This window comes from Mycolicibacterium arcueilense (assembly GCF_058536225.1).
The window spans coordinates 1,454,777-1,472,220 of the sequence record NZ_JBZTYL010000007.1; the positions used below are offsets into that span (position 1 = coordinate 1,454,777).

Consider the following 17,444-nt stretch of genomic DNA (forward strand, 5'->3'; position numbering starts at 1 on the left):
TCTAGAGCAGACCCCGGCGCGTTCGGGTCGTAGGCTGATCGCGTGCAGCGCTGGCGTGGGCAGGACGAGATCCCCACGGACTGGGGCAGGTGTGTAGTCACCATCGGGGTGTTCGACGGGGTTCACCGCGGACACGCAGAGTTGATCAGCCATGCGGTGAAAGCCGGCCGATCACGCGGAGTACCGGTGGTTCTCATGACCTTCGATCCCCATCCGATGGAGGTGGTGTTTCCGGGCAGTCATCCGGCACAGCTGACCACGCTGACCCGGCGTGCCGAGCTGGTCGAGGAACTCGGTGTGGACGTATTCCTGGTCATGCCGTTCACCTCGGATTTCATGAAGCTCACCCCCGAGCGCTACATCCACGAGTTGTTGGTCGAAGACCTGCACGTGCTCGAAGTGGTGGTGGGGGAGAACTTCACCTTCGGCAAGAAGGCCGCCGGGAATGTCGCGATGCTGCGCAAGGCAGGGGAGCGGTTCGGCTTCGCGGTCGAGAGCATGTCGCTGGTCACCGAATCGCTCGATGCCGAGCATCGCGACGAGCGGGTCACCTTCTCCTCGACATACATCCGGTCCTGCGTCGATGCCGGTGACGTCGTGGCCGCCGCCGAAGCCCTGGGCCGTCCGCACCGCGTCGAAGGCGTGGTGGTGCGCGGCGACGGGCGCGGTCGGGTACTGGGGTTCCCGACCGCCAACGTGGCACCACCGATGTTCTCGGCGATTCCGGCGGACGGGGTGTACGCCGCCTGGTTCACCGTGCTGGGGCACGGGCCGGTGATGGGCACCGTGATCCCCGGCGAGCGGTATCAGGCCGCGGTGTCGGTGGGCACCAACCCGACCTTCTCCGGACGAACCCGCACGGTCGAGGCGTTCGTGCTCGATACCGAGGCCGACCTGTACGGCCAGCACGTCGCGGTCGATTTCGTGTCCCGGATCCGGGGCATGGAAAAGTTCGACCGGGTGGAAGAACTGGTCGCAGAGATGAAGCGGGACGCCGACAAGGCACGCACGATTCTGAGTTCACACTGACTCGGGATTTATTTCGCGGCTCGCCGCGGTGCTACACTTTCGGCCGATCCGGCGCACGCTGCAGTCCGCGGTGGCTGTGCCGAGAATATGTTCGCGGGACTGAAATGATGGAGTTACTTTCGTGGCGCTTACTGCCGAGCAGAAAAAAGAAATCCTGACCAGCTACGGTCTGCATGAGACCGACACCGGTTCGCCGGAGGCCCAGGTCGCCCTGCTGACCAAGCGGATCTCGGATCTGACCGAGCACCTCAAGCAGCACAAGCACGACCACCACTCGCGTCGCGGTCTGCTGCTGCTCGTCGGCCGTCGTCGCCGGCTGCTGAAGTACGTCGCCCAGGTTGACGTGGCGCGCTACCGCTCGCTGATCGAGCGCCTCGGGCTGCGTCGCTGACGCGGCGTCAGTGCCAACACTTACCGCGGCTGCCCCTCTGGGGGCAGCCGCGCTACTTTTCATCGGCGGTTTGACCGCATGCTCGTCCGCTGCGGCCGCGGACATGAAGGCAGGGGAGTGCCTGAAGATGAGCGGCACGTACGAGCGCCCGGATTCCAGCCGCGCCGAGTGCGGCAGCGACGCGTCGAACTACAAGGTCATCTCCACCGTCACGGACAGCGACCAGTGCCCAGTCGACGTCGACACCTATTACTCGGTGCGCAGCGCCTTCAGTGACGAGACCCAGACGCTCTGTCTGGACATCGACTGGATCGCCGGCGGCTGTATGAGCATCGATCCGGAGAACGACAAAGACCCGTATCGGGTGGACTGCGCGGATTCGTCTGCGCCGCACCGGCAACGGGCCACCGAGGTTCTGCGCGGGGTGTCGAACGTCGATCAGTGCGCCAGCGGGGTGGGCTACGCTTACTCGGAACGCCAGTTCACCGTATGCGTGGAGGACGTGTCCTAGCTGGCACGGATGGCTGTTGGGCCGTTGCTCCCGTGTAACATGAGGGCGTTCAGTGGCTGGAATCTGCGCTGAACACAGGTGCGGCACCCGCGAACCGCGGGCGCTGTTCCTGCGAGTCATATCGGGCCCGCCGGACGGGCGGTCTTCGGTAGTGGCTGCCGGAACCCCGACACAGGGATCATCTCTGCGGGGTCCATCCGGCCGCTTCGATCGACGGCCGTAGCCGTATCCAGGGCCCGTGGCGTATCGCCACCGTGACGCCGCGAAAACAGTTGAATGAATTCGAAAGAGGCCAACGGACTCTATGTCTGTAGTTGAACTTGAAGACGGTGTGTTCGAATCCACCGCAACCCTCGACAACGGGAGCTTCGGCACCCGCACCATCCGTTTCGAGACCGGGCGGCTTGCGCAGCAGGCCGCCGGCTCCGTCGTCGCCTACCTCGACGACGAGACCATGCTCCTGAGCGCCACCACGGCCAGCAAGACGCCGAAGGACCACTTCGACTTCTTCCCGCTGACCATCGACGTCGAGGAGCGGATGTACGCCGCGGGCCGGATCCCCGGCTCGTTCTTCCGGCGTGAGGGCCGTCCGTCGACCGATGCGATCCTGACCTGTCGCCTGATCGACCGGCCGCTGCGCCCGTCGTTCGTCAGCGGTCTGCGTAACGAGATCCAGGTCGTGGTGACGGTGCTGAGCCTGGATCCGAAGGATCTGTACGACGTGCTGGCCATCAACGCCGCGTCGGCGTCGACGCAGATTTCCGGCCTGCCGTTCTCCGGCCCGGTCGGCGGCGTGCGCGTCGCCCTGATCGAGGGCCAGTGGGTCGCCTTCCCGACCGTCGAGCAGCTGGAGAAGGCTGTCTTCGACATGGTCGTCGCGGGCCGCAAGGTGGGCGACGACGTCGCGATCATGATGGTCGAGGCCGAAGCCACCGAGAACGTGATCGAGTTGGTCGCCGGCGGCGCCCAGGCTCCCACCGAGGCCGTCGTGGCCGAGGGCCTTGAGGCGGCCAAACCGTTCATCGCGACGCTGTGCGATGCCCAGGCTGCGCTGGCGGAGAAGGCTGCCAAGGAGATCGCCGAGTACCCGCTGTTCCCGGATTACGAGGCAGACGTCTACGACGCCGTGGCCGCGGTGGCCACCGACGCGCTGTCGGAGGCACTGACCATCGCGGGCAAGCACGAGCGCGACGACCGCACCAACGAGATCAAGGTCGAGGTGCTCGAGCGTCTCGGCGACACCTATGCCGGCCGCGAGAAGGAGATCGGCGCGGCGTACCGCTCGCTGACCAAAAAGCTTGTGCGCCAGCGCATCCTGACCGACCACTTCCGCATCGACGGCCGTGGCGTCACCGACATCCGGGCGCTCTCGGCCGAGGTCGCCATCATCCCGCGGGCGCACGGCAGCGCGTTGTTCGAGCGCGGCGAGACCCAGATCATGGGTGTCACCACGCTGGACATGGTCAAGATGGCCCAGCAGATCGACTCGCTGGGGCCCGAGACCTCCAAGCGCTACATGCACCATTACAACTTCCCGCCGTTCTCGACCGGTGAGACCGGCCGCGTCGGCTCGCCCAAGCGTCGCGAGATCGGCCACGGTGCGCTGGCCGAGCGTGCGCTGGTTCCGGTGCTGCCGAGCGTCGAGGAGTTCCCGTACGCGATCCGTCAGGTGTCGGAGGCATTGGGCTCCAACGGTTCCACCTCGATGGGTTCGGTGTGTGCCTCGACCCTGTCGCTGCTGAACGCCGGTGTGCCGCTCAAGGCGCCGGTGGCCGGCATCGCCATGGGCCTGGTCTCCGACGAGGTCAACGGCGAGACCCGTTACGTGACGCTGACCGACATCCTCGGCGCCGAGGATGCCTTCGGCGACATGGACTTCAAGTGCGCAGGCACCAAGGACTTCGTCACCGCGCTGCAGCTCGACACCAAGCTCGACGGCATCCCCTCGAAGGTGCTGGCGGGCGCACTGAGCCAGGCCAAGGACGCGCGCCTGACCATCCTGGACGTGATGGCCGAGGCCATCGACGCCCCCGATGAGATGAGCCCCTACGCACCGCGGATCACCACGATCAAGGTTCCGGTCGACAAGATCGGTGAGGTCATCGGGCCCAAGGGCAAGATGATCAACTCGATCACCGAGGAGACCGGCGCGTCGATCTCGATCGAGGATGACGGCACGGTGTTCGTCGGTGCCTCCAACGGCGAAGCCGCGCAGGCCGCGATCGACAAGATCAACGCCATCGCCAACCCGCAGCTGCCCAAGATCGGTGAGCGGTTCCTCGGAACCGTGGTCAAGACCACTGACTTCGGTGCGTTCGTGTCGCTGCTTCCGGGTCGTGACGGCCTGGTCCACATCTCCAAGCTGGGCCGCGGCAAGCGGATCAACAAGGTCGAAGATGTGGTGAAGGTCGGCGACAAGCTCCGCGTGGAGATTGCCGACATCGACAACCGCGGCAAGATCTCGCTGGTGCTGGTTGACGAAGAGACTGCGGAGAAGGCGGATCCGGCTGCCGACGGCGCTCCGGCCACGGCCGACGCCGCTGCTGCCGAGTCCTGATCACCTCAGCTCGACACAAGGCGTTTGCACTGAATACCACTGATGTCCGCCGGACAGATCTGCCCGGCGGACTCCGGGTGGTCACTGAGTACATCCCGTCGGTGCGTTCGGCATCCGTCGGGGTCTGGGTAGGTGTCGGTTCCCGCGACGAAGGTCGAAGCGTCGCGGGCGCCGCCCACTTCCTGGAACACCTGCTGTTCAAGGCCACCCCGACGCGCAGCGCAGTCGACATTGCACAGGCTGTCGATGCGGTCGGTGGTGAGCTGAACGCGTTCACGACGCGCGAGCACACGTGCTACTACGCACATGTGCTCGACTCCGACCTGGAACTCGCCGTCGACCTGGTGGCGGACGTCGTGTTGCGGGGGCGTTGTGCCACTGAGGATGTCGAGGTGGAGCGCGACGTCGTCCTCGAAGAGATCGCCATGCGCGACGACGATCCCGAGGACAGCCTCGGTGACGTCTTCCTGACGGCGATGTTCGGCGATCACCCGGTCGGACGGCCGGTGATCGGCAGCGTCGAGTCCATCGAGACGATGACCCGCGCGCAACTGCACTCCTTCCACGTGCGCCGTTACACGCCCGAACGGATGATCGTGGCGGTTGCGGGCAACATCGACCACGACGTGGTCGTGTCGCTGGTGCGGCAGCATTTCGGTCCGCGCCTGGAACCCGGACGCAACGCGGTGGCTCCGCGCAAAGGGGCGGGACGTGTCGTCGGCAAGCCGTCGCTGCTCGTGGTCGACCGCGACGGGGAGCAGACCCATGTGTCGCTGGGCGTTCGTACGCCCGGCCGGCACTGGGAACACCGGTGGGCGCTGTCGGTGCTCAACACCGCCCTCGGTGGCGGCCTGAGTTCCCGTCTGTTCCAGCAGATCCGGGAATCCCGCGGCCTGGCCTACTCGGTGTATTCGACGGTCGACACCTTCGCCGACAGCGGTGCGCTCTCGGTGTACGCCGGCTGTCAGCCCGAGCGGTTCGACGAAGTGGTCCGGGTGACCACCGAGGTGCTGGAAGGCGTTGCCAGAGACGGGATCACTGCCGACGAGTGCCGGATCGCCAAGGGCTCGTTGCGTGGTGGGCTGGTGCTGGGCCTCGAGGACTCCGGATCGCGCATGCACCGGATCGGGCGCAGCGAGCTCAATTACGGTGAACACCGGACCATCGATCACACACTGGCCCAGATCGAGGCTGTCACCCTCGAAGAGGTCAATGCGGTGGCGCATCAGTTGCTGTCTCGCGACTACGGTGCGGCCGTACTCGGCCCGCACCGGTCGAAAAAGACTCTGCCGCAACAGCTTCAAACAATCGTCGGCTGACCCGCTAGGGTGGGTCCGATGACGGGACTCTCGCGGCGCAATGTTCTGATCGGTTCGCTCGTGGCGGCGGCTGCCGTCGGCGTCGGTGTGGGTAACGCCGCACCGGCGTTCGCGACCCCGGTGGACGACCAGATCGCCGAACTGGAACGTCGTGACAACGCCCTGATCGGCTTGTCCGCGACCAATCTGGATTCCGGCCGCACACTCACGCACCGGGCCGACGAGATGTTCGCGATGTGTTCGACGTTCAAGGGGTATGCCGCGGCGCGGGTACTGCAGATGGTCGGGCGTAAACAGATCTCACTGGACAACCGGGTGTTCGTCGACCCGGAGGCCCTCGTGCCGAACTCTCCGGTCACCGAGACCCATGCCGGTTCCGAGCTGACACTGGCGGAGCTGTGTCAGGCGGCACTGCAGCGCAGTGACAACACTGCGGGCAACCTGCTGCTGAAAACGATTGACGGGCCTGCCGGTATCACCGCGTTCGCCCGCAGCATCGGAGATGAGCGCACCCGGCTGGACCGCTGGGAGGTCGAGCTGAACTCGGCGATTCCCGGGGATCCGAGAGATACGTCCACTCCGGCGGCGCTGGCAATCGGATACCGCGAGATCCTGGCCGGTGATGCGTTGAGCCCGCCGCAGCGGCGCCAGTTGGAGGACTGGATGCGGGCCAACCAGACCTCGAGCGTGCGTGCCGGACTGCCGGAGGGCTGGACCACCGCCGACAAGACCGGCAGCGGGGACTACGGCAGCACCAACGACGTCGGGATCGCCTATGGGCCGAACGGGCAGCGGTTGCTGTTGGCGGTGATGACGCGGTCGCAGGCCGACGACCCGAAGGCCGACAACCTGCGTCCGCTCATCGGTGAGCTGACCGCGCTGATTCTGCCGTCGTTACTCTGAGTGCTCGGCGGATTCGATTGCGGTCGAGCCATTTTCGGTATCCTGGATCGCGATCTGACGGGCGCCGGCGGGGTTCTGCGACAACGGCACGCGCACGGTCAGGATGCCGCGCTCGTAGCCGGCGGTGATGTTTTCCTCGTCAGCCTCGGCGGGCAGGGTCACGGTGCGTAGGAACGAGCCGTAGGAGAACTCCGACCGCGCGGTGGTGTCGGCGCGCTCCGAACGCTCGGCCTTCACGGTCAGCTGGCCGTCGGCGACGGTGATCTGAACGTCGTTGGCCGGATCGATACCGGGGATCTCGGCCCGCAGTTCGTAGTGGTCCTCGGTGACCTCGTCCTCGATGCGCATGAGGTTGCGCTCGAAGATCGGACGCAGGCGGGGGAACGGGGTGATGCCGGCGAAGAACTCCGAGAGCTCGGGCAGCAGCGGGCGGGGCTGGTGCGCGACGGGCAGGTTGACCATGGGTGACTCCTCAGTCCTGGAACGTCGATCGGAGGAAAAGACCTTGTAACGCTTGCCCTTTCGATCCAAGCACCGACGTGGAGCCACTGGCCGAATGTGTGGTGAACAGCGCGCGTACGCGTGGCTGCTAGGTCACCCGCATCGAGTCGTCGCGCTGTAGGACGAAGAAATACGGCTTGCGGGAGTTCCGCAGGTCCATCGCCCCGATCACAGCGTCGTCGGACAGCCGCCGGAACACGTCGTTGATGGGCAGCTGGTCGTAGACCATCGTCGCGGTGTCCACGCCGCGGTAACGGGTGGTGCGCAACCTGGCCTTGGGCGCGCGGGTCTGCAGCAGGGGCCGCAACGCCGCGATCGGCCCTGTCATCGATCGGTTCCGGAGCAGGGGGATCTTGGTCGACACCCCGAGGCCGCCGAATGCCAGCAGTGGGTTGAGGGCCCACAGCGAGATGCCGTCGCCGGCGGGGAACAGCAGGGGATGCACGGTCTCGGCATCGACGAACTGCTTGCCCCACCATCCGCTGGCCGCCAGTAGGCCATCCATCGGATGTCCGGTCGGCAGTTCGGCGCCGTGCCAGGTCCCGAGCATGAACTCCGGCTCCACAGCCTCGGCCGCGTCGAAGATTGCGAGCGCCTCAGCGGTGGTCGTCGGCACGGTGGGTAGCAACTGCTGCAGCAACATGGGCACAACGATACTTGACACGTGTCAAGTTTGGCCATGCCCGAGTGCAGATCGCCCGGCCGAAGGGACTCGGCCGGGCGATTGTGAGGGGTTTGCCTATGCCAGGACTGCGGCCGGATCGGTGAACGGCATGTCGAGATCGGCGGCGACCTGCTCGGACAGCAGCGCACCCTCGTGCGTCGACAGTCCCTTGGCCAGCGCCGCATCGGCCTCGCAGGCGGCCTTCCAGCCCCGGTCGGCCAACTTGAGCACATACGGCATGGTGGCGTTGGTCAGTGCGAAGGTCGACGTGCGCGGCACGGAGCCGGGCATGTTGGCCACGCAGTAGAACACCGTGTCGTGCACGGCGAACGTCGGGTCGTCATGAGTGGTGGGCCGGGAGTCCTCGAAGCAGCCGCCCTGGTCGATGGCGATGTCGACCAGCACCGCGCCCGGCTTCATGTGGGCCACGGTCGAATTGGTGACCAACTTGGGGGCCTTGGCGCCCGGGATCAACACCGCGCCGATCACCAGGTCCGCCTTCTTGACGGCCTCTTCGAGCTCCAAGCTCGACGAGTAACGGGTCTCGATGCCTGCGTTGGTCTCGTTGTCGATCTTGCGCAGTGTGTTGATGTTCAGGTCGAACACGGTGACGTGAGCGCCCATGCCCTTGGCGATGCGGGCCGCGTTGTAGCCGGCCACGCCACCGCCGATGACGACGACCTCGGCCGGTGCGACACCGGGGACGCCACCCATCAGCACGCCGCGGCCACCCTGCGTGCGCATCAGGTGATATGAGCCGACCTGCGCGGACAGTCGGCCCGCGACCTCGCTCATCGGGGCCAACAGGGGGAGGGCACCGTCAGCCGTCTGCACTGTCTCGTACGCGATCGAAGTGGTGCCCGAGGCGAGCAGCGCGTCGGTGCACTCCTTGGACGCCGCCAGATGCAGATAGGTGAACAGCGTCTGGCCCTTACGCATCCGCGAGTACTCCGCCGCGATGGGCTCCTTGACCTTGAGGAGCAGCTCGGCCTCGGCCCAGACCTGATCGGCAGTGGTGACGATCTCGGCACCTGCGGCCTTGAAGTCGTTGTCGGTGATGGCCGAGCCCTCGCCCGCGCCGGCCTGGATGATCACATCGTGGCCGCGTCGGGTCAGCTCCGCGACGCCCGCCGGGGTGATGGCCACGCGGTACTCGTTGTTCTTGATCTCGGTCGGGATACCGACGAGCATGATCGCTCCTTCAAAGTTGGGGTGCTGAAAATAATTGTGAAGAAGCTTCGATAAGTGAGCAATATCTCCGATGAAGATTCGTTAGAATCGTCGGACAATGGAAGATTCATCAAACTTGCCCGGGCGCGCGGCCCGTTCGCCGAAGGATGTTCGGCCTGATCTCGACGAGGTGGACCGGCGCATCCTGTTGGCGTTGCACGCCGATGCCCGCATGTCCAACAGTGCACTGGCAGAGGCGGTCGGTATCGCCGCGTCGACCTGCCACGGCCGGGTGCGCAGGCTCCAGGAGATCGGGGTGATCCGTGGCTTCTACACCGACATCGATCCGGCGGCCGTGGGACTCAGCCTGCAGGCGATGATCTCGGTGAGCCTGCAATCGAACGCGCGGGGCAAGATCCGCAACTTCATTGCCCATATCCGCACCCGGCCGCAGGTGATGGACGTGTACTTCCTGGCCGGGGGAGACGATTTCATCCTGCACGTGGCCGCACGTGACACCGATGACCTGCGGGCATTCGTGGTGGAGAACCTCAACGCCGACGCCGACGTTGCCGGCACGCAGACCTCGTTGATCTTCGAGCATCTGCGCGGGGCGTCACCGCTCTGAAGTCACTGGGCGCGCAGCACCAGACCGTTGCCGTCGGTGCCGGAGAGCTTCAGTTCGTCGGCGTCGATGGAAGTCTGGACTGTGCCCTTCAGGACCCGCAACACGGCCTGCTCGACCTCATTGACCTCCGGTGGGCAGGCCATCCTGGTGGTGGCCAGCGGGCCGAACTCGATGACCGCCGGCGAACCGGAAACGGTTGCGCGGCCGGTGATTCGGTTGCAGCCCGTCGAACCGCTGACGGCGCCGTCGTCTCCGATGGTCAGCGTGGGCTTGGACTGCTCGAGTGCGACCGAGGTGCTGACCGCCTGCGCGGACACCAGGCTGGTGACCTGCCAGGTGGTGCCGGTGAGCGGTCGATCGGGGTCGGCCACTTTCTTGTCCCGCAGCGTGACGGTCGCAGCGTCGGTGTGCAATGTGAGGGTGTCGCCCGACAACGACCAGGTTGGCTTGGCGCCGAACAACTTTGAAACCCAGGCATCCGAATCGCCGACCGGTGGCGGGCAGGCCATCATGGTCATCGCCAGCTGGGTCGTGATTCGGCCATCGGCAAGATCGGCGGAGCCGGAACCGTGGTTGCAGCCCGCGAAGGTGCTGATCTGCTTCCCGTCGAAACCGACCGTGAGCGGTCCGCCGCCCGGGATCTGCTCACCCTCCACCTGCTGCGAGATGAAGGTGCGGCCGTTGAGGTCTGCGGCGTCGGCGGCCGCGTTCTCCGAACATCCCATGAACGCAAGAACGGCAACAGCGAACGGCACCACCTGGATAGGACGCATCGTTCCACCGTAGACGGCGAAGTCGGAGCCGCCCTGCGGTTGCGGCACCCCAATCGCCGGAAATCCTGATCTACTGTCACGCCCACGACGGCGCAGCCCGGCTACTGTGACGTCGTGGACGACACGGCAGCGCCCGGGCAGCCTGCGAGGGGTGGACCCGTGCGCCGGTTGCCCCGCGGAGTCCGGATCGCCGACGTCACCGTATGTGTGGTGCTGTTCCTGGCGCAGGCCGGTTTGGGTTTGCTCGCGTTGTTGAGCTTCATGGCATTGCCGATGAGCATCGACAACTGCGCCTACGAGGCATGCGGCGATGAGAAGTGGATCAATTACGCCATGTGGACGGCGATCGCGTCGTTGGCGCCGGCCGGACTGTTCTTTTGTGTTGGCGTCATCCAGCTGGGACGCCAACGAATAGCGTTTTGGTGGGTGCTGATCGGCATTCTCGCGCAAGGTGGCGTCCTGGCGGCTGCTTGGCGCATGGCAGCGCTTGCCGGACCGATCAACTAGCGATCACACAACTACACGCGCAGGCGGATCACGTCTCGAACGAAAGTTCGATGCCGTGAGGCAGTAGGCTCCCAACCATGCGAGTTGGTGTTCTCGGGGCTAAGGGCAAAGTCGGCGCGACCATGGTGCACGCGGTCGAAACTGCGGCGGATCTGACTTTTTCGACCGGGGTCGACGTCGGTGACCCGCTGAGCTTGCTCACCGACACCAAGACCGACGTGGTGATCGACTTCACCCATCCCGATGTGGTGATGGACAACCTGAAATTCCTCATCGACAACGGTATTCACGCGGTCGTCGGAACCACCGGATTCACCTGGGAGCGTATCGAACAGGTGGAGGCCTGGCTCAAGGAGAAGCCCGAGTCCGCGGTGCTCATCGCGCCGAACTTCGCCATCGGGGCCGTCCTGTCGATGCACTTCGCCCAGCAGGCGGCTCGTTATTTCGAATCGGTCGAGATCATCGAACTGCACCACCCGCACAAGGCTGACGCTCCGTCCGGCACGGCCGCCCGTACCGCGAAGCTCATCGCCGAGGCGCGAAAAGGTATGCCGCCCAACCCGGACGCCACCAGCACCGGTCTGGAAGGGGCCCGCGGCGCCGATGTGGACGGGGTGCCGGTGCACTCGGTGCGGCTGGCCGGCTTAGTGGCCCACCAGGAGGTGCTGTTCGGAACGCAGGGGGAGACGCTGACGATCCGGCACGACAGCCTGGACCGGTCCTCGTTCGTGCCGGGCGTGCTGCTGGCCGTGCGGAAGGTCGGCGAGCGGCCCGGCCTGACCATCGGCATTGAACCGCTGCTCGATCTGTCGTGAGCGACGGCGCGCGGTCGCTGCGCATCCAACTGGTGATCGGCTTCATGTGCCTGGCGCTGATCGTCTACTTCCTGATGCTGGGACGCACCGCGCTGATCTTCATCACTTCGGGTGAGCCGGCCGCGATCGGGCTGGGCGTGGCACTGCTGGTGTTCCCGCTGATCGGTATCTGGGTGCTCGTGACCACGCTGCGGGCCGGTCTGGCGCATCAACGATTGGCCCGGCTCGCCCGGGAACAGGGCATGGAACTCGACGTCAGCGAGCTGCCGACCCGGCCGTCGGGTCGTATCGAACGCGACGCGGCCGACGACCTGTTCGGAACGGTGAAGGCCGAGCTGGAGGCCGACCCGGACAATTGGGTTCGCTGGTACCGGCTGGCCCGCGCCTATGACTTCGCCGGTGACCGGGGCCGCGCGCGCGAGACCATGCGCACGGCGGTGCGGATGCAGGAACACCAGTCGTCATGACCAAGACGCTGCTGGTGGTGCATCACACGCCGTCTCCGGCAACGCGGGAGCTTCTCGAGGCGGTACTCGCCGGCACGCACGATCCGGACATCTCCGGGGTCGAGGTGCTGGCCAAGCCGGCGTTAGCTGCGACCGTCAGTGACATGCTGGCCGCTGACGGCTATTTGTTCGGCACCACAGCCAATTTCGGCTACATGAGCGGTGCATTGAAGCACTTCTTCGATACGGTGTATTACCCGAGCCTCGACCACGTGGCCGGGCGCCCGTACGGGCTGTGGGTACACGGCAACAATGACACGGTCGGTGCGGCGGGCGCGGTCGACAAGATTGTGACCGGGCTGGCGTTGGTCAAAGCGGCTGACGTGCTTGAAGTTACGGGAGTGGTGGACGGAGCCGTCCGTGAGCGCGCCTACGAGTTGGGCGGCACGTTGGCTGCCACGCTGATGGACTGACGAGAGGACAGCTATGCCGGGGATCGCCGAACTTGCACTCGGAGCCGCGCCCATCGCCGGTGGTGCGATGCTCGGGGTGATCGCAGGCAACCTCAAACCGCCGGACATCCGCGGCATGATCACCAAGGACCTCGATCTGTTGGACCGGTTGCCCGCCGAAGACGTCGAACGGAAAGCGCGGCTCAAGGCCAGTATCGACGAACGAATCGACGGTTTGATCGATGCGAGTGACCGCAGTCGCGAAATCCGTGAGGCCGCGATGTCCTACCGCGGGAACTGGCGGGACATCGTCGTTTTCATCTGCGCGCTGCTGTTCACGTTCATCTGGTGGAACGTCAGTCACAGCCGGTCCAACTGGCTGGTGATGTTCATCGCGATGATCATCGTGTCTGTCGCGGCGGGCATTTACGCCGGCCGCGGCATCGTCCGCGCGATCAACAACTTCATGCACCGCAACGACGACACACCGCGGGCCTGAGCGAACCTCAGTAGTGATACGTGTCGGACGGGGCCGGCACGTGGTCCGGATCGTCGCTGTACTCGGGTTCGTGGATGCCGTACGCCCTGGCCAGATCCAGGATCTTGTTGGCCCGGGCGATCCGGGGCAGGTCTGACCCGTTGCGGATCTCACCGCCGTCGCGCTGATATTCGGCGAAAAACTCCTTCGCCCAACTGATCTCGTCCTGAGAAGGGGCCAGGCCCTCGTTGACCGTCGGGCACTGATCGGGCGTCAGACAGATCTTGCCGGTCATTCCGAACTCGGCCGAGACCGCCGTGGCCTCCGACAGTCGCAGCGCGCTGGAGCCCACGGTGGGTCCGTCGATGGCGCCGGGCAGTCCGGCGGCCTTGGCGGCGATGGTGAAGCGTGAGCGCGCGTACGCCAGCGTTGCCGGGTTGTCGCCGAAACCGGTGTCGCGCCGGAAATCGCCGATACCGAAGGCGAGCCGGAAGGCGCCCTTGGCCGCGGCGATCTCGGTGATCCGCTCCAGGCCCCGGGCGGTCTCCACCAGCGCGACGATGGGCACGTCCGGCAGGCGTCGGGCAGTCTCGGTGACATGGTCGACAGACTCGACCATGGCCAGCATGACGCCGCCCACCGCGCTGCCGGCCAACATCTCCAGGTCATCCGCCCACCACGGGGTGCCGAAGCCGTTGATCCGGACCCAGTCACTGTTGCCCTCGGCCAGCCAGCGGGTCACCTTCTCGCGAGCGGCGACCTTGTCCTTGGGAGCCACCGCATCCTCGATGTCGAGGACGACGATGTCGGCGCGGGAGCGGGCCGCCGGGGCGAACCGCTCGTACTGTGCGCCGTTGACCAGCAGCCAGCTCCGGGCTAATACCGGGTCGATCCGAAATCCGGGCTCGGTGGGGTGGGACTCGTCGGAGAAGGGCTGGTCATACACGCCGTCAATCGTCGCCTACCGACTACGCCGGGGTTAACGCGGCCCCGAACACCCGCTCGGTGTTCTCCCAGTGCCGCTGTGCAGCTGCCTCGTCGTACACCGCCGCGTGATCCGGCACCGCGAAGCCGTGGGCCGCGGGGTAGAACTCGATGGTGTGGTCGACGGCTGCGCCGGACAGCGCATCCTCCAACCGCTTGCCGTCGTCCTCGGTGAACGAGGCGTCGTTCTCGGCCGCGGCCACATAAACCGTGGCCTGGATCTTGTCGGCCAGCAGGTGGGGGCTGTCCGGATCGTCTTCGACCGCCAGCCGGCCGCCGTGGAAGGACAGCGCAGCCGCGACCCGCTCCGGCACCCGGGTGGCGACGATCAACGAGGCACGGCCGCCCATGCAGTAGCCGGTGGTACCGAACTTCTCGCCGGTGACGTCGGGCCGGGCGGCCAGATAGTCGAAGAACGCCTCGGCGTCCGCGGCGAAGATCTCCGGGGTGAGCGTGCTCATCAGCCCGAAGAGCTGCTTGCGCTGCTCCTGGTCGCTGAACACGGTGTTGAGGTCGAAGGGGCCCCAGCCCGGGTTGCGGTAGTAGACGTCGGGTACCAGAACGACATAACCGAATCCCGCCAGCTTGGCCGCCATCTCTTCCATCGCGGGACGTAGGCCGCCGGCGTCGGGAAACAGCACGACCCCCGGCCAGGGGCCCTCGCCGTCCGGGGTCGCGACGGTGACGCGGCAGGTGCCGTCGGCTGTGGTGATGGTGTCCTTGGTGGTCGGCATGGCTTCCGTTCTACTCCTCGTGGCGCCACGTAAGCTGGCCGTGTGCCGATCCAGACGCCCTACGAGGACCTGCTGCGGAAGGTGACCGAGCAGGGCGTGCCGAAATCCGATCGCACCGGCACCGGTACCCGCAGCCTGTTCGGGCACCAGATGCGCTACGACCTGGCCGCCGGCTTTCCGTTGCTCACCACCAAGAAGGTGCACACCAAATCGGTGATCTACGAATTGCTGTGGTTTCTGCGCGGCGATTCGAACGTGCGGTGGCTGCAGGACCACGGCGTGACGATCTGGGACGAATGGGCCAGTGAGACAGGCGATCTGGGTCCCGTGTACGGCGTGCAGTGGCGGTCGTGGCCGACACCGTCGGGCGAGCACATCGACCAGATCTCGAACGCGCTGGATCTGCTCAAGCGTGACCCCGACTCGCGGCGCAACATCGTCTCGGCATGGAACGTCGGCGAGATCCCCCAGATGGCGCTGCCGCCGTGCCACGCCTTCTTCCAGTTCTATGTCGCCGACGGCAAATTGTCCTGCCAGTTGTACCAGCGCAGCGCCGACCTCTTCCTCGGCGTGCCGTTCAACATTGCCAGCTACGCCCTGCTGACCCACATGATGGCCGCGCAGGCCGGGCTCGGCGTCGGTGAGTTCGTCTGGACCGCCGGCGACTGCCACATCTACGACAACCACGTCGACCAGGTGGCCCTGCAGCTCAGTAGGGACCCCAGGCCGTACCCAGAACTCGTTCTGGCGCAACGTGACTCGATTTTCGACTACACCTTTGAGGATATTGCGATTCTGAACTACGACCCGCATCCGGCAATCAAGGCGCCCGTCGCTGTATGACCGACGATCTTCGACAGCTGGCGATGATCTGGGCGCAGTCCACCTCGGGTGTCATCGGCCGTGACAACGGCATTCCGTGGCATCTGCGGGAGGACCAGGCCCGGTTCAAGCAGCTCACGCTCGGGCAGACGGTGGTGATGGGCCGGCTCACCTGGGAGTCGCTGCCGGCCAAGGTCCGCCCGCTGCCGGGCCGGCGCAACGTCGTGATCACCCGCGATCCCGGATACGTGGCCGACGGTGCCGAGGTACTGACCGGCCTCGACGACGTCTTCCGCGGCTGGGTGATCGGCGGATCGCAGATCTACGCCCAGGCCCTTCCGTTCGCGGTCCGCTGCGAGGTGACCGAGATCGACATCGACCTGCCACCAGCAGCGGGCGACGCGATGGCGCCAGGGCTCGACGACACGTGGACGAAGACCACCGGGGAGTGGCTGACCAGCAGCTCAGGTTTGCGTTACCGGTTCTGCAGTTACGTGCGCACGCGGTAACCGGCCAGTCTGCGGACCTCACTGTCGGGGTCGCCGGCGGCCAGCTGGTCGATCCGTCGCTCCAGGTTCTTCACCACCTCGCTGTCGAGGTTTCCCGGACCCATAGGTCCGATCAGATCGCTGAGAACGATGACGGCGTGGCGGCGGATCACCGGCTCGGAATGGTCGAGTCCGACCCGGGCGCCCGGTAGGTCGGCCCCGTCCAAAGTGCAATACCCGGTTCCCGGTTTCAGAGCCTCTGCGACCGCCCCCGCGACCGCCGGATCGGCAAGCCCGGCGGCCAGCAGCGTGTAATCCAGCGGCAGGTGGGAGCGCCCCTGATCACGAAACGAACGGTACGGCCCAGCGACCGCGGCCGACCGGCTACCGGCCGGAAGACCGTTGCGCGCCAACACCTCCAGCCCGGCACCCAGGCGGCCGAGAGCCACGGCCACCCAGTCGTGCGCATTGCCGCGCAGCGGCAGGGCCGCCCACAGCGCGTCCATCACCTCCGGCGTGGCGATGTTGAGGTCGGCCAGGAATTTGGCCCCCGTCCAGGCGGTCTCGGGATGGCCGAGCGCCGCAACTGCGACCGGTACGGCGGCAGCACCCGTGTCGAGCAGGAGTTCGGTTGCACGTTCCCGGCCGAGTTCGCAGCCGGGTCCGCGGACGAGACCGGCCGCCGCGGCGAGCGCCGCCACCCGCTGCTCGACGGGCAGGGCCAGCAGTTCACGTTCCGCCTCGGCAGAAGCCACGTACTCGGGGAAGTGACGCCGCAGCTCCTCGGCGGTCAACGAGCGGACCAGGAGATCGGCGTCTTCGTCGTCGAGGTAGACGACCACATCGTCGGGCAGGGTGCCGTCGGCGACGAGGGCGGTTCGCACCCCGGCCGCGATGGTCAGCATCGCCTCGGCGAACCGATCCCACGCCTGCTCCCACTGTGCGCGGGGAAGGCCTGTGACCGCTGCGCTGAGCCGATCACTCCACTGCGAATCGGTTTCACCCCACTCGTAGTCCTGATGCTCCCAATCCGGCGGGCTGAACCGGCAATCCGGCTCCTCGACCGACTCCTCGGTGGCCAGCGCCAGATTGGGAAGGTAGATCACCCCGGTGGTCTCGGCATAGAACTCGCCGAATGCCACGGCATACGGCGTCTCCGAGGCGGCTGTCGCGACCAGCGCGCGGACCGCATCCACGGCAGCCAGAGTCAACTCGGTCTCGAACGCATCCCAGTCCAACGCCACGCGGACCAGTATCGCTCCAATCCGCTCC

At 66.2% G+C, this 17,444-nt stretch carries 21 protein-coding genes; 14 read left to right on the forward strand and 7 right to left on the reverse strand.

Translation table 11 applies throughout. From position 1 onward, the window contains the following. The first annotated feature begins 42 nt into the window (after window positions 1-42). The 6 genes from AC4LGL_RS11280 to bla all read left to right on the forward strand — a co-directional run bounded on the left by AC4LGL_RS11280 (window position 43) and on the right by bla (window position 6,710). On the forward strand, window positions 43-1,029 hold the full coding sequence (locus AC4LGL_RS11280) for a bifunctional riboflavin kinase/FAD synthetase (RefSeq protein WP_491838770.1): 987 nt from the start codon (window positions 43-45) through the stop codon (window positions 1,027-1,029). A 121-nt stretch (window positions 1,030-1,150) separates the two neighbouring features. Further along, on the forward strand, window positions 1,151-1,420 hold the full coding sequence (rpsO, locus tag AC4LGL_RS11285; RefSeq protein ID WP_055113116.1) for a 30S ribosomal protein S15: 270 nt from the start codon (window positions 1,151-1,153) through the stop codon (window positions 1,418-1,420). A gap of 37 nt (window positions 1,421-1,457) precedes the next feature. Further along, window positions 1,458-1,931, forward strand: coding sequence for an LppU family putative lipoprotein (gene lppU / locus AC4LGL_RS11290; RefSeq protein ID WP_491839333.1), 474 nt, complete (start codon window positions 1,458-1,460; stop codon window positions 1,929-1,931). 304 nt (window positions 1,932-2,235) lie between these two features. Beyond that, the gene (locus tag AC4LGL_RS11295; protein WP_491838771.1) at window positions 2,236-4,488 is read left to right on the forward strand and encodes a polyribonucleotide nucleotidyltransferase; all 2,253 of its coding nucleotides are present in this window, start codon (window positions 2,236-2,238) and stop codon (window positions 4,486-4,488) included. A gap of 29 nt (window positions 4,489-4,517) precedes the next feature. Then, on the forward strand, window positions 4,518-5,807 hold the full coding sequence (locus AC4LGL_RS11300; protein ID WP_491839334.1) for a M16 family metallopeptidase: 1,290 nt from the start codon (window positions 4,518-4,520) through the stop codon (window positions 5,805-5,807). Window positions 5,808-5,825: 18 nt separating this feature from the next. Further along, the gene (gene bla / locus AC4LGL_RS11305; RefSeq protein WP_491838772.1) at window positions 5,826-6,710 is read left to right on the forward strand and encodes a class A beta-lactamase; all 885 of its coding nucleotides are present in this window, start codon (window positions 5,826-5,828) and stop codon (window positions 6,708-6,710) included. Here bla and AC4LGL_RS11310 read toward each other — a convergent pair. From AC4LGL_RS11310 to ald, 3 genes are all read right to left on the reverse strand, one after another. After that, window positions 6,702-7,172, reverse strand: coding sequence for an Hsp20/alpha crystallin family protein (locus AC4LGL_RS11310; protein WP_491838773.1), 471 nt, complete (start codon window positions 7,170-7,172; stop codon window positions 6,702-6,704). The two genes, bla and AC4LGL_RS11310, sit on opposite strands and share 9 nt — an antisense overlap. A gap of 127 nt (window positions 7,173-7,299) precedes the next feature. Continuing rightward, on the reverse strand, window positions 7,300-7,854 hold the full coding sequence (locus AC4LGL_RS11315; RefSeq protein WP_491838774.1) for a DUF4334 domain-containing protein: 555 nt from the start codon (window positions 7,852-7,854) through the stop codon (window positions 7,300-7,302). A gap of 96 nt (window positions 7,855-7,950) precedes the next feature. Continuing rightward, a complete protein-coding gene (gene ald, locus AC4LGL_RS11320; RefSeq protein WP_491838775.1) occupies window positions 7,951-9,066 on the reverse strand; it encodes an alanine dehydrogenase in 1,116 nt (371 codons plus the stop codon). A gap of 97 nt (window positions 9,067-9,163) precedes the next feature. On the opposite strand from ald, the gene aldR reads away from it, so the two are divergent. Then, window positions 9,164-9,673 (forward strand): HTH-type transcriptional regulator AldR, encoded by a 510-nt coding sequence (gene aldR / locus AC4LGL_RS11325; RefSeq protein ID WP_064935636.1) that lies wholly within the window; start codon window positions 9,164-9,166, stop codon window positions 9,671-9,673. A gap of 2 nt (window positions 9,674-9,675) precedes the next feature. On the opposite strand, the gene AC4LGL_RS11330 is transcribed toward aldR, so the two are convergent. Next, window positions 9,676-10,446 (reverse strand): META domain-containing protein, encoded by a 771-nt coding sequence (locus tag AC4LGL_RS11330; RefSeq protein WP_491838776.1) that lies wholly within the window; start codon window positions 10,444-10,446, stop codon window positions 9,676-9,678. Between the two features lie 114 nt (window positions 10,447-10,560). Here AC4LGL_RS11330 and AC4LGL_RS11335 point away from each other — a divergent pair, with 114 nt between their 5' ends. The 5 genes from AC4LGL_RS11335 (at window position 10,561) to AC4LGL_RS11355 (ending at window position 13,165) form a co-directional block, all read left to right on the forward strand. After that, window positions 10,561-10,953: a hypothetical protein gene (locus AC4LGL_RS11335; RefSeq protein ID WP_491838777.1), complete on the forward strand. Its 393-nt coding sequence runs from the start codon at window positions 10,561-10,563 to the stop codon at window positions 10,951-10,953. Between the two features lie 77 nt (window positions 10,954-11,030). Then, window positions 11,031-11,768 (forward strand): 4-hydroxy-tetrahydrodipicolinate reductase, encoded by a 738-nt coding sequence (dapB, locus tag AC4LGL_RS11340; RefSeq protein WP_491838778.1) that lies wholly within the window; start codon window positions 11,031-11,033, stop codon window positions 11,766-11,768. Next, window positions 11,765-12,235 carry a hypothetical protein gene (locus tag AC4LGL_RS11345; protein ID WP_491838779.1) on the forward strand — a complete coding sequence of 157 codons (471 nt, stop codon included), beginning with the start codon at window positions 11,765-11,767 and terminating at the stop codon, window positions 12,233-12,235. The genes dapB and AC4LGL_RS11345 overlap by 4 nt, the downstream gene beginning before the upstream one ends. Next, entirely contained in the window at window positions 12,232-12,687 is a 456-nt protein-coding gene (locus AC4LGL_RS11350; RefSeq protein ID WP_491838780.1) for a flavodoxin family protein, read from the forward strand. The genes AC4LGL_RS11345 and AC4LGL_RS11350 overlap by 4 nt, the downstream gene beginning before the upstream one ends. Before the next feature lie 13 nt (window positions 12,688-12,700). Further along, window positions 12,701-13,165, forward strand: a complete 465-nt coding sequence (locus tag AC4LGL_RS11355) for a hypothetical protein (RefSeq protein ID WP_491838781.1) — start codon at window positions 12,701-12,703, stop codon at window positions 13,163-13,165. Between the two features lie 7 nt (window positions 13,166-13,172). Here the strand turns inward: AC4LGL_RS11355 and AC4LGL_RS11360 are convergent, their stop codons facing one another. Together AC4LGL_RS11360 and AC4LGL_RS11365 are read right to left on the reverse strand one after the other, a co-directional pair. Continuing rightward, the gene (locus AC4LGL_RS11360) at window positions 13,173-14,090 is read right to left on the reverse strand and encodes an HpcH/HpaI aldolase/citrate lyase family protein (RefSeq protein ID WP_491838782.1); all 918 of its coding nucleotides are present in this window, start codon (window positions 14,088-14,090) and stop codon (window positions 13,173-13,175) included. 22 nt (window positions 14,091-14,112) lie between these two features. Further along, the gene (locus AC4LGL_RS11365; protein ID WP_491838783.1) at window positions 14,113-14,862 is read right to left on the reverse strand and encodes a dienelactone hydrolase family protein; all 750 of its coding nucleotides are present in this window, start codon (window positions 14,860-14,862) and stop codon (window positions 14,113-14,115) included. 42 nt (window positions 14,863-14,904) lie between these two features. Here AC4LGL_RS11365 and AC4LGL_RS11370 point away from each other — a divergent pair, with 42 nt between their 5' ends. Beyond that, window positions 14,905-15,705 (forward strand): thymidylate synthase, encoded by an 801-nt coding sequence (locus tag AC4LGL_RS11370; RefSeq protein WP_491838784.1) that lies wholly within the window; start codon window positions 14,905-14,907, stop codon window positions 15,703-15,705. Continuing rightward, window positions 15,702-16,193 (forward strand): dihydrofolate reductase, encoded by a 492-nt coding sequence (locus AC4LGL_RS11375; RefSeq protein ID WP_491838785.1) that lies wholly within the window; start codon window positions 15,702-15,704, stop codon window positions 16,191-16,193. The genes AC4LGL_RS11370 and AC4LGL_RS11375 overlap by 4 nt, the downstream gene beginning before the upstream one ends. Here AC4LGL_RS11375 and AC4LGL_RS11380 read toward each other — a convergent pair. Further along, window positions 16,175-17,416: a hypothetical protein gene (locus AC4LGL_RS11380; protein WP_491838786.1), complete on the reverse strand. Its 1,242-nt coding sequence runs from the start codon at window positions 17,414-17,416 to the stop codon at window positions 16,175-16,177. The genes AC4LGL_RS11375 and AC4LGL_RS11380 overlap by 19 nt on opposite strands. Window positions 17,417-17,444: the final 28 nt, after the last annotated feature.

What these genes read in the sequence shown, in the direction of transcription:
- AC4LGL_RS11295 (WP_491838771.1), top strand. Translation starts at nt 2,236, where the DNA reads ATGTCTGTAGTTGAACTTGAAGACGGTGTGTTCGAATCCACCGCAACC.
- bla (WP_491838772.1), top strand. Translation starts at nt 5,826, where the DNA reads ATGACGGGACTCTCGCGGCGCAATGTTCTGATCGGTTCGCTCGTGGCG.
- AC4LGL_RS11310 (WP_491838773.1), bottom strand. Translation starts at nt 7,172, where the DNA reads ATGGTCAACCTGCCCGTCGCGCACCAGCCCCGCCCGCTGCTGCCCGAG.
- AC4LGL_RS11315 (WP_491838774.1), bottom strand. Translation starts at nt 7,854, where the DNA reads ATGTTGCTGCAGCAGTTGCTACCCACCGTGCCGACGACCACCGCTGAG.
- ald (WP_491838775.1), bottom strand. Translation starts at nt 9,066, where the DNA reads ATGCTCGTCGGTATCCCGACCGAGATCAAGAACAACGAGTACCGCGTG.
- aldR (WP_064935636.1), top strand. Translation starts at nt 9,164, where the DNA reads ATGGAAGATTCATCAAACTTGCCCGGGCGCGCGGCCCGTTCGCCGAAG.
- AC4LGL_RS11330 (WP_491838776.1), bottom strand. Translation starts at nt 10,446, where the DNA reads ATGCGTCCTATCCAGGTGGTGCCGTTCGCTGTTGCCGTTCTTGCGTTC.
- dapB (WP_491838778.1), top strand. Translation starts at nt 11,031, where the DNA reads ATGCGAGTTGGTGTTCTCGGGGCTAAGGGCAAAGTCGGCGCGACCATG.
- AC4LGL_RS11350 (WP_491838780.1), top strand. Translation starts at nt 12,232, where the DNA reads ATGACCAAGACGCTGCTGGTGGTGCATCACACGCCGTCTCCGGCAACG.
- AC4LGL_RS11355 (WP_491838781.1), top strand. Translation starts at nt 12,701, where the DNA reads ATGCCGGGGATCGCCGAACTTGCACTCGGAGCCGCGCCCATCGCCGGT.
- AC4LGL_RS11365 (WP_491838783.1), bottom strand. Translation starts at nt 14,862, where the DNA reads ATGCCGACCACCAAGGACACCATCACCACAGCCGACGGCACCTGCCGC.
- AC4LGL_RS11375 (WP_491838785.1), top strand. Translation starts at nt 15,702, where the DNA reads ATGACCGACGATCTTCGACAGCTGGCGATGATCTGGGCGCAGTCCACC.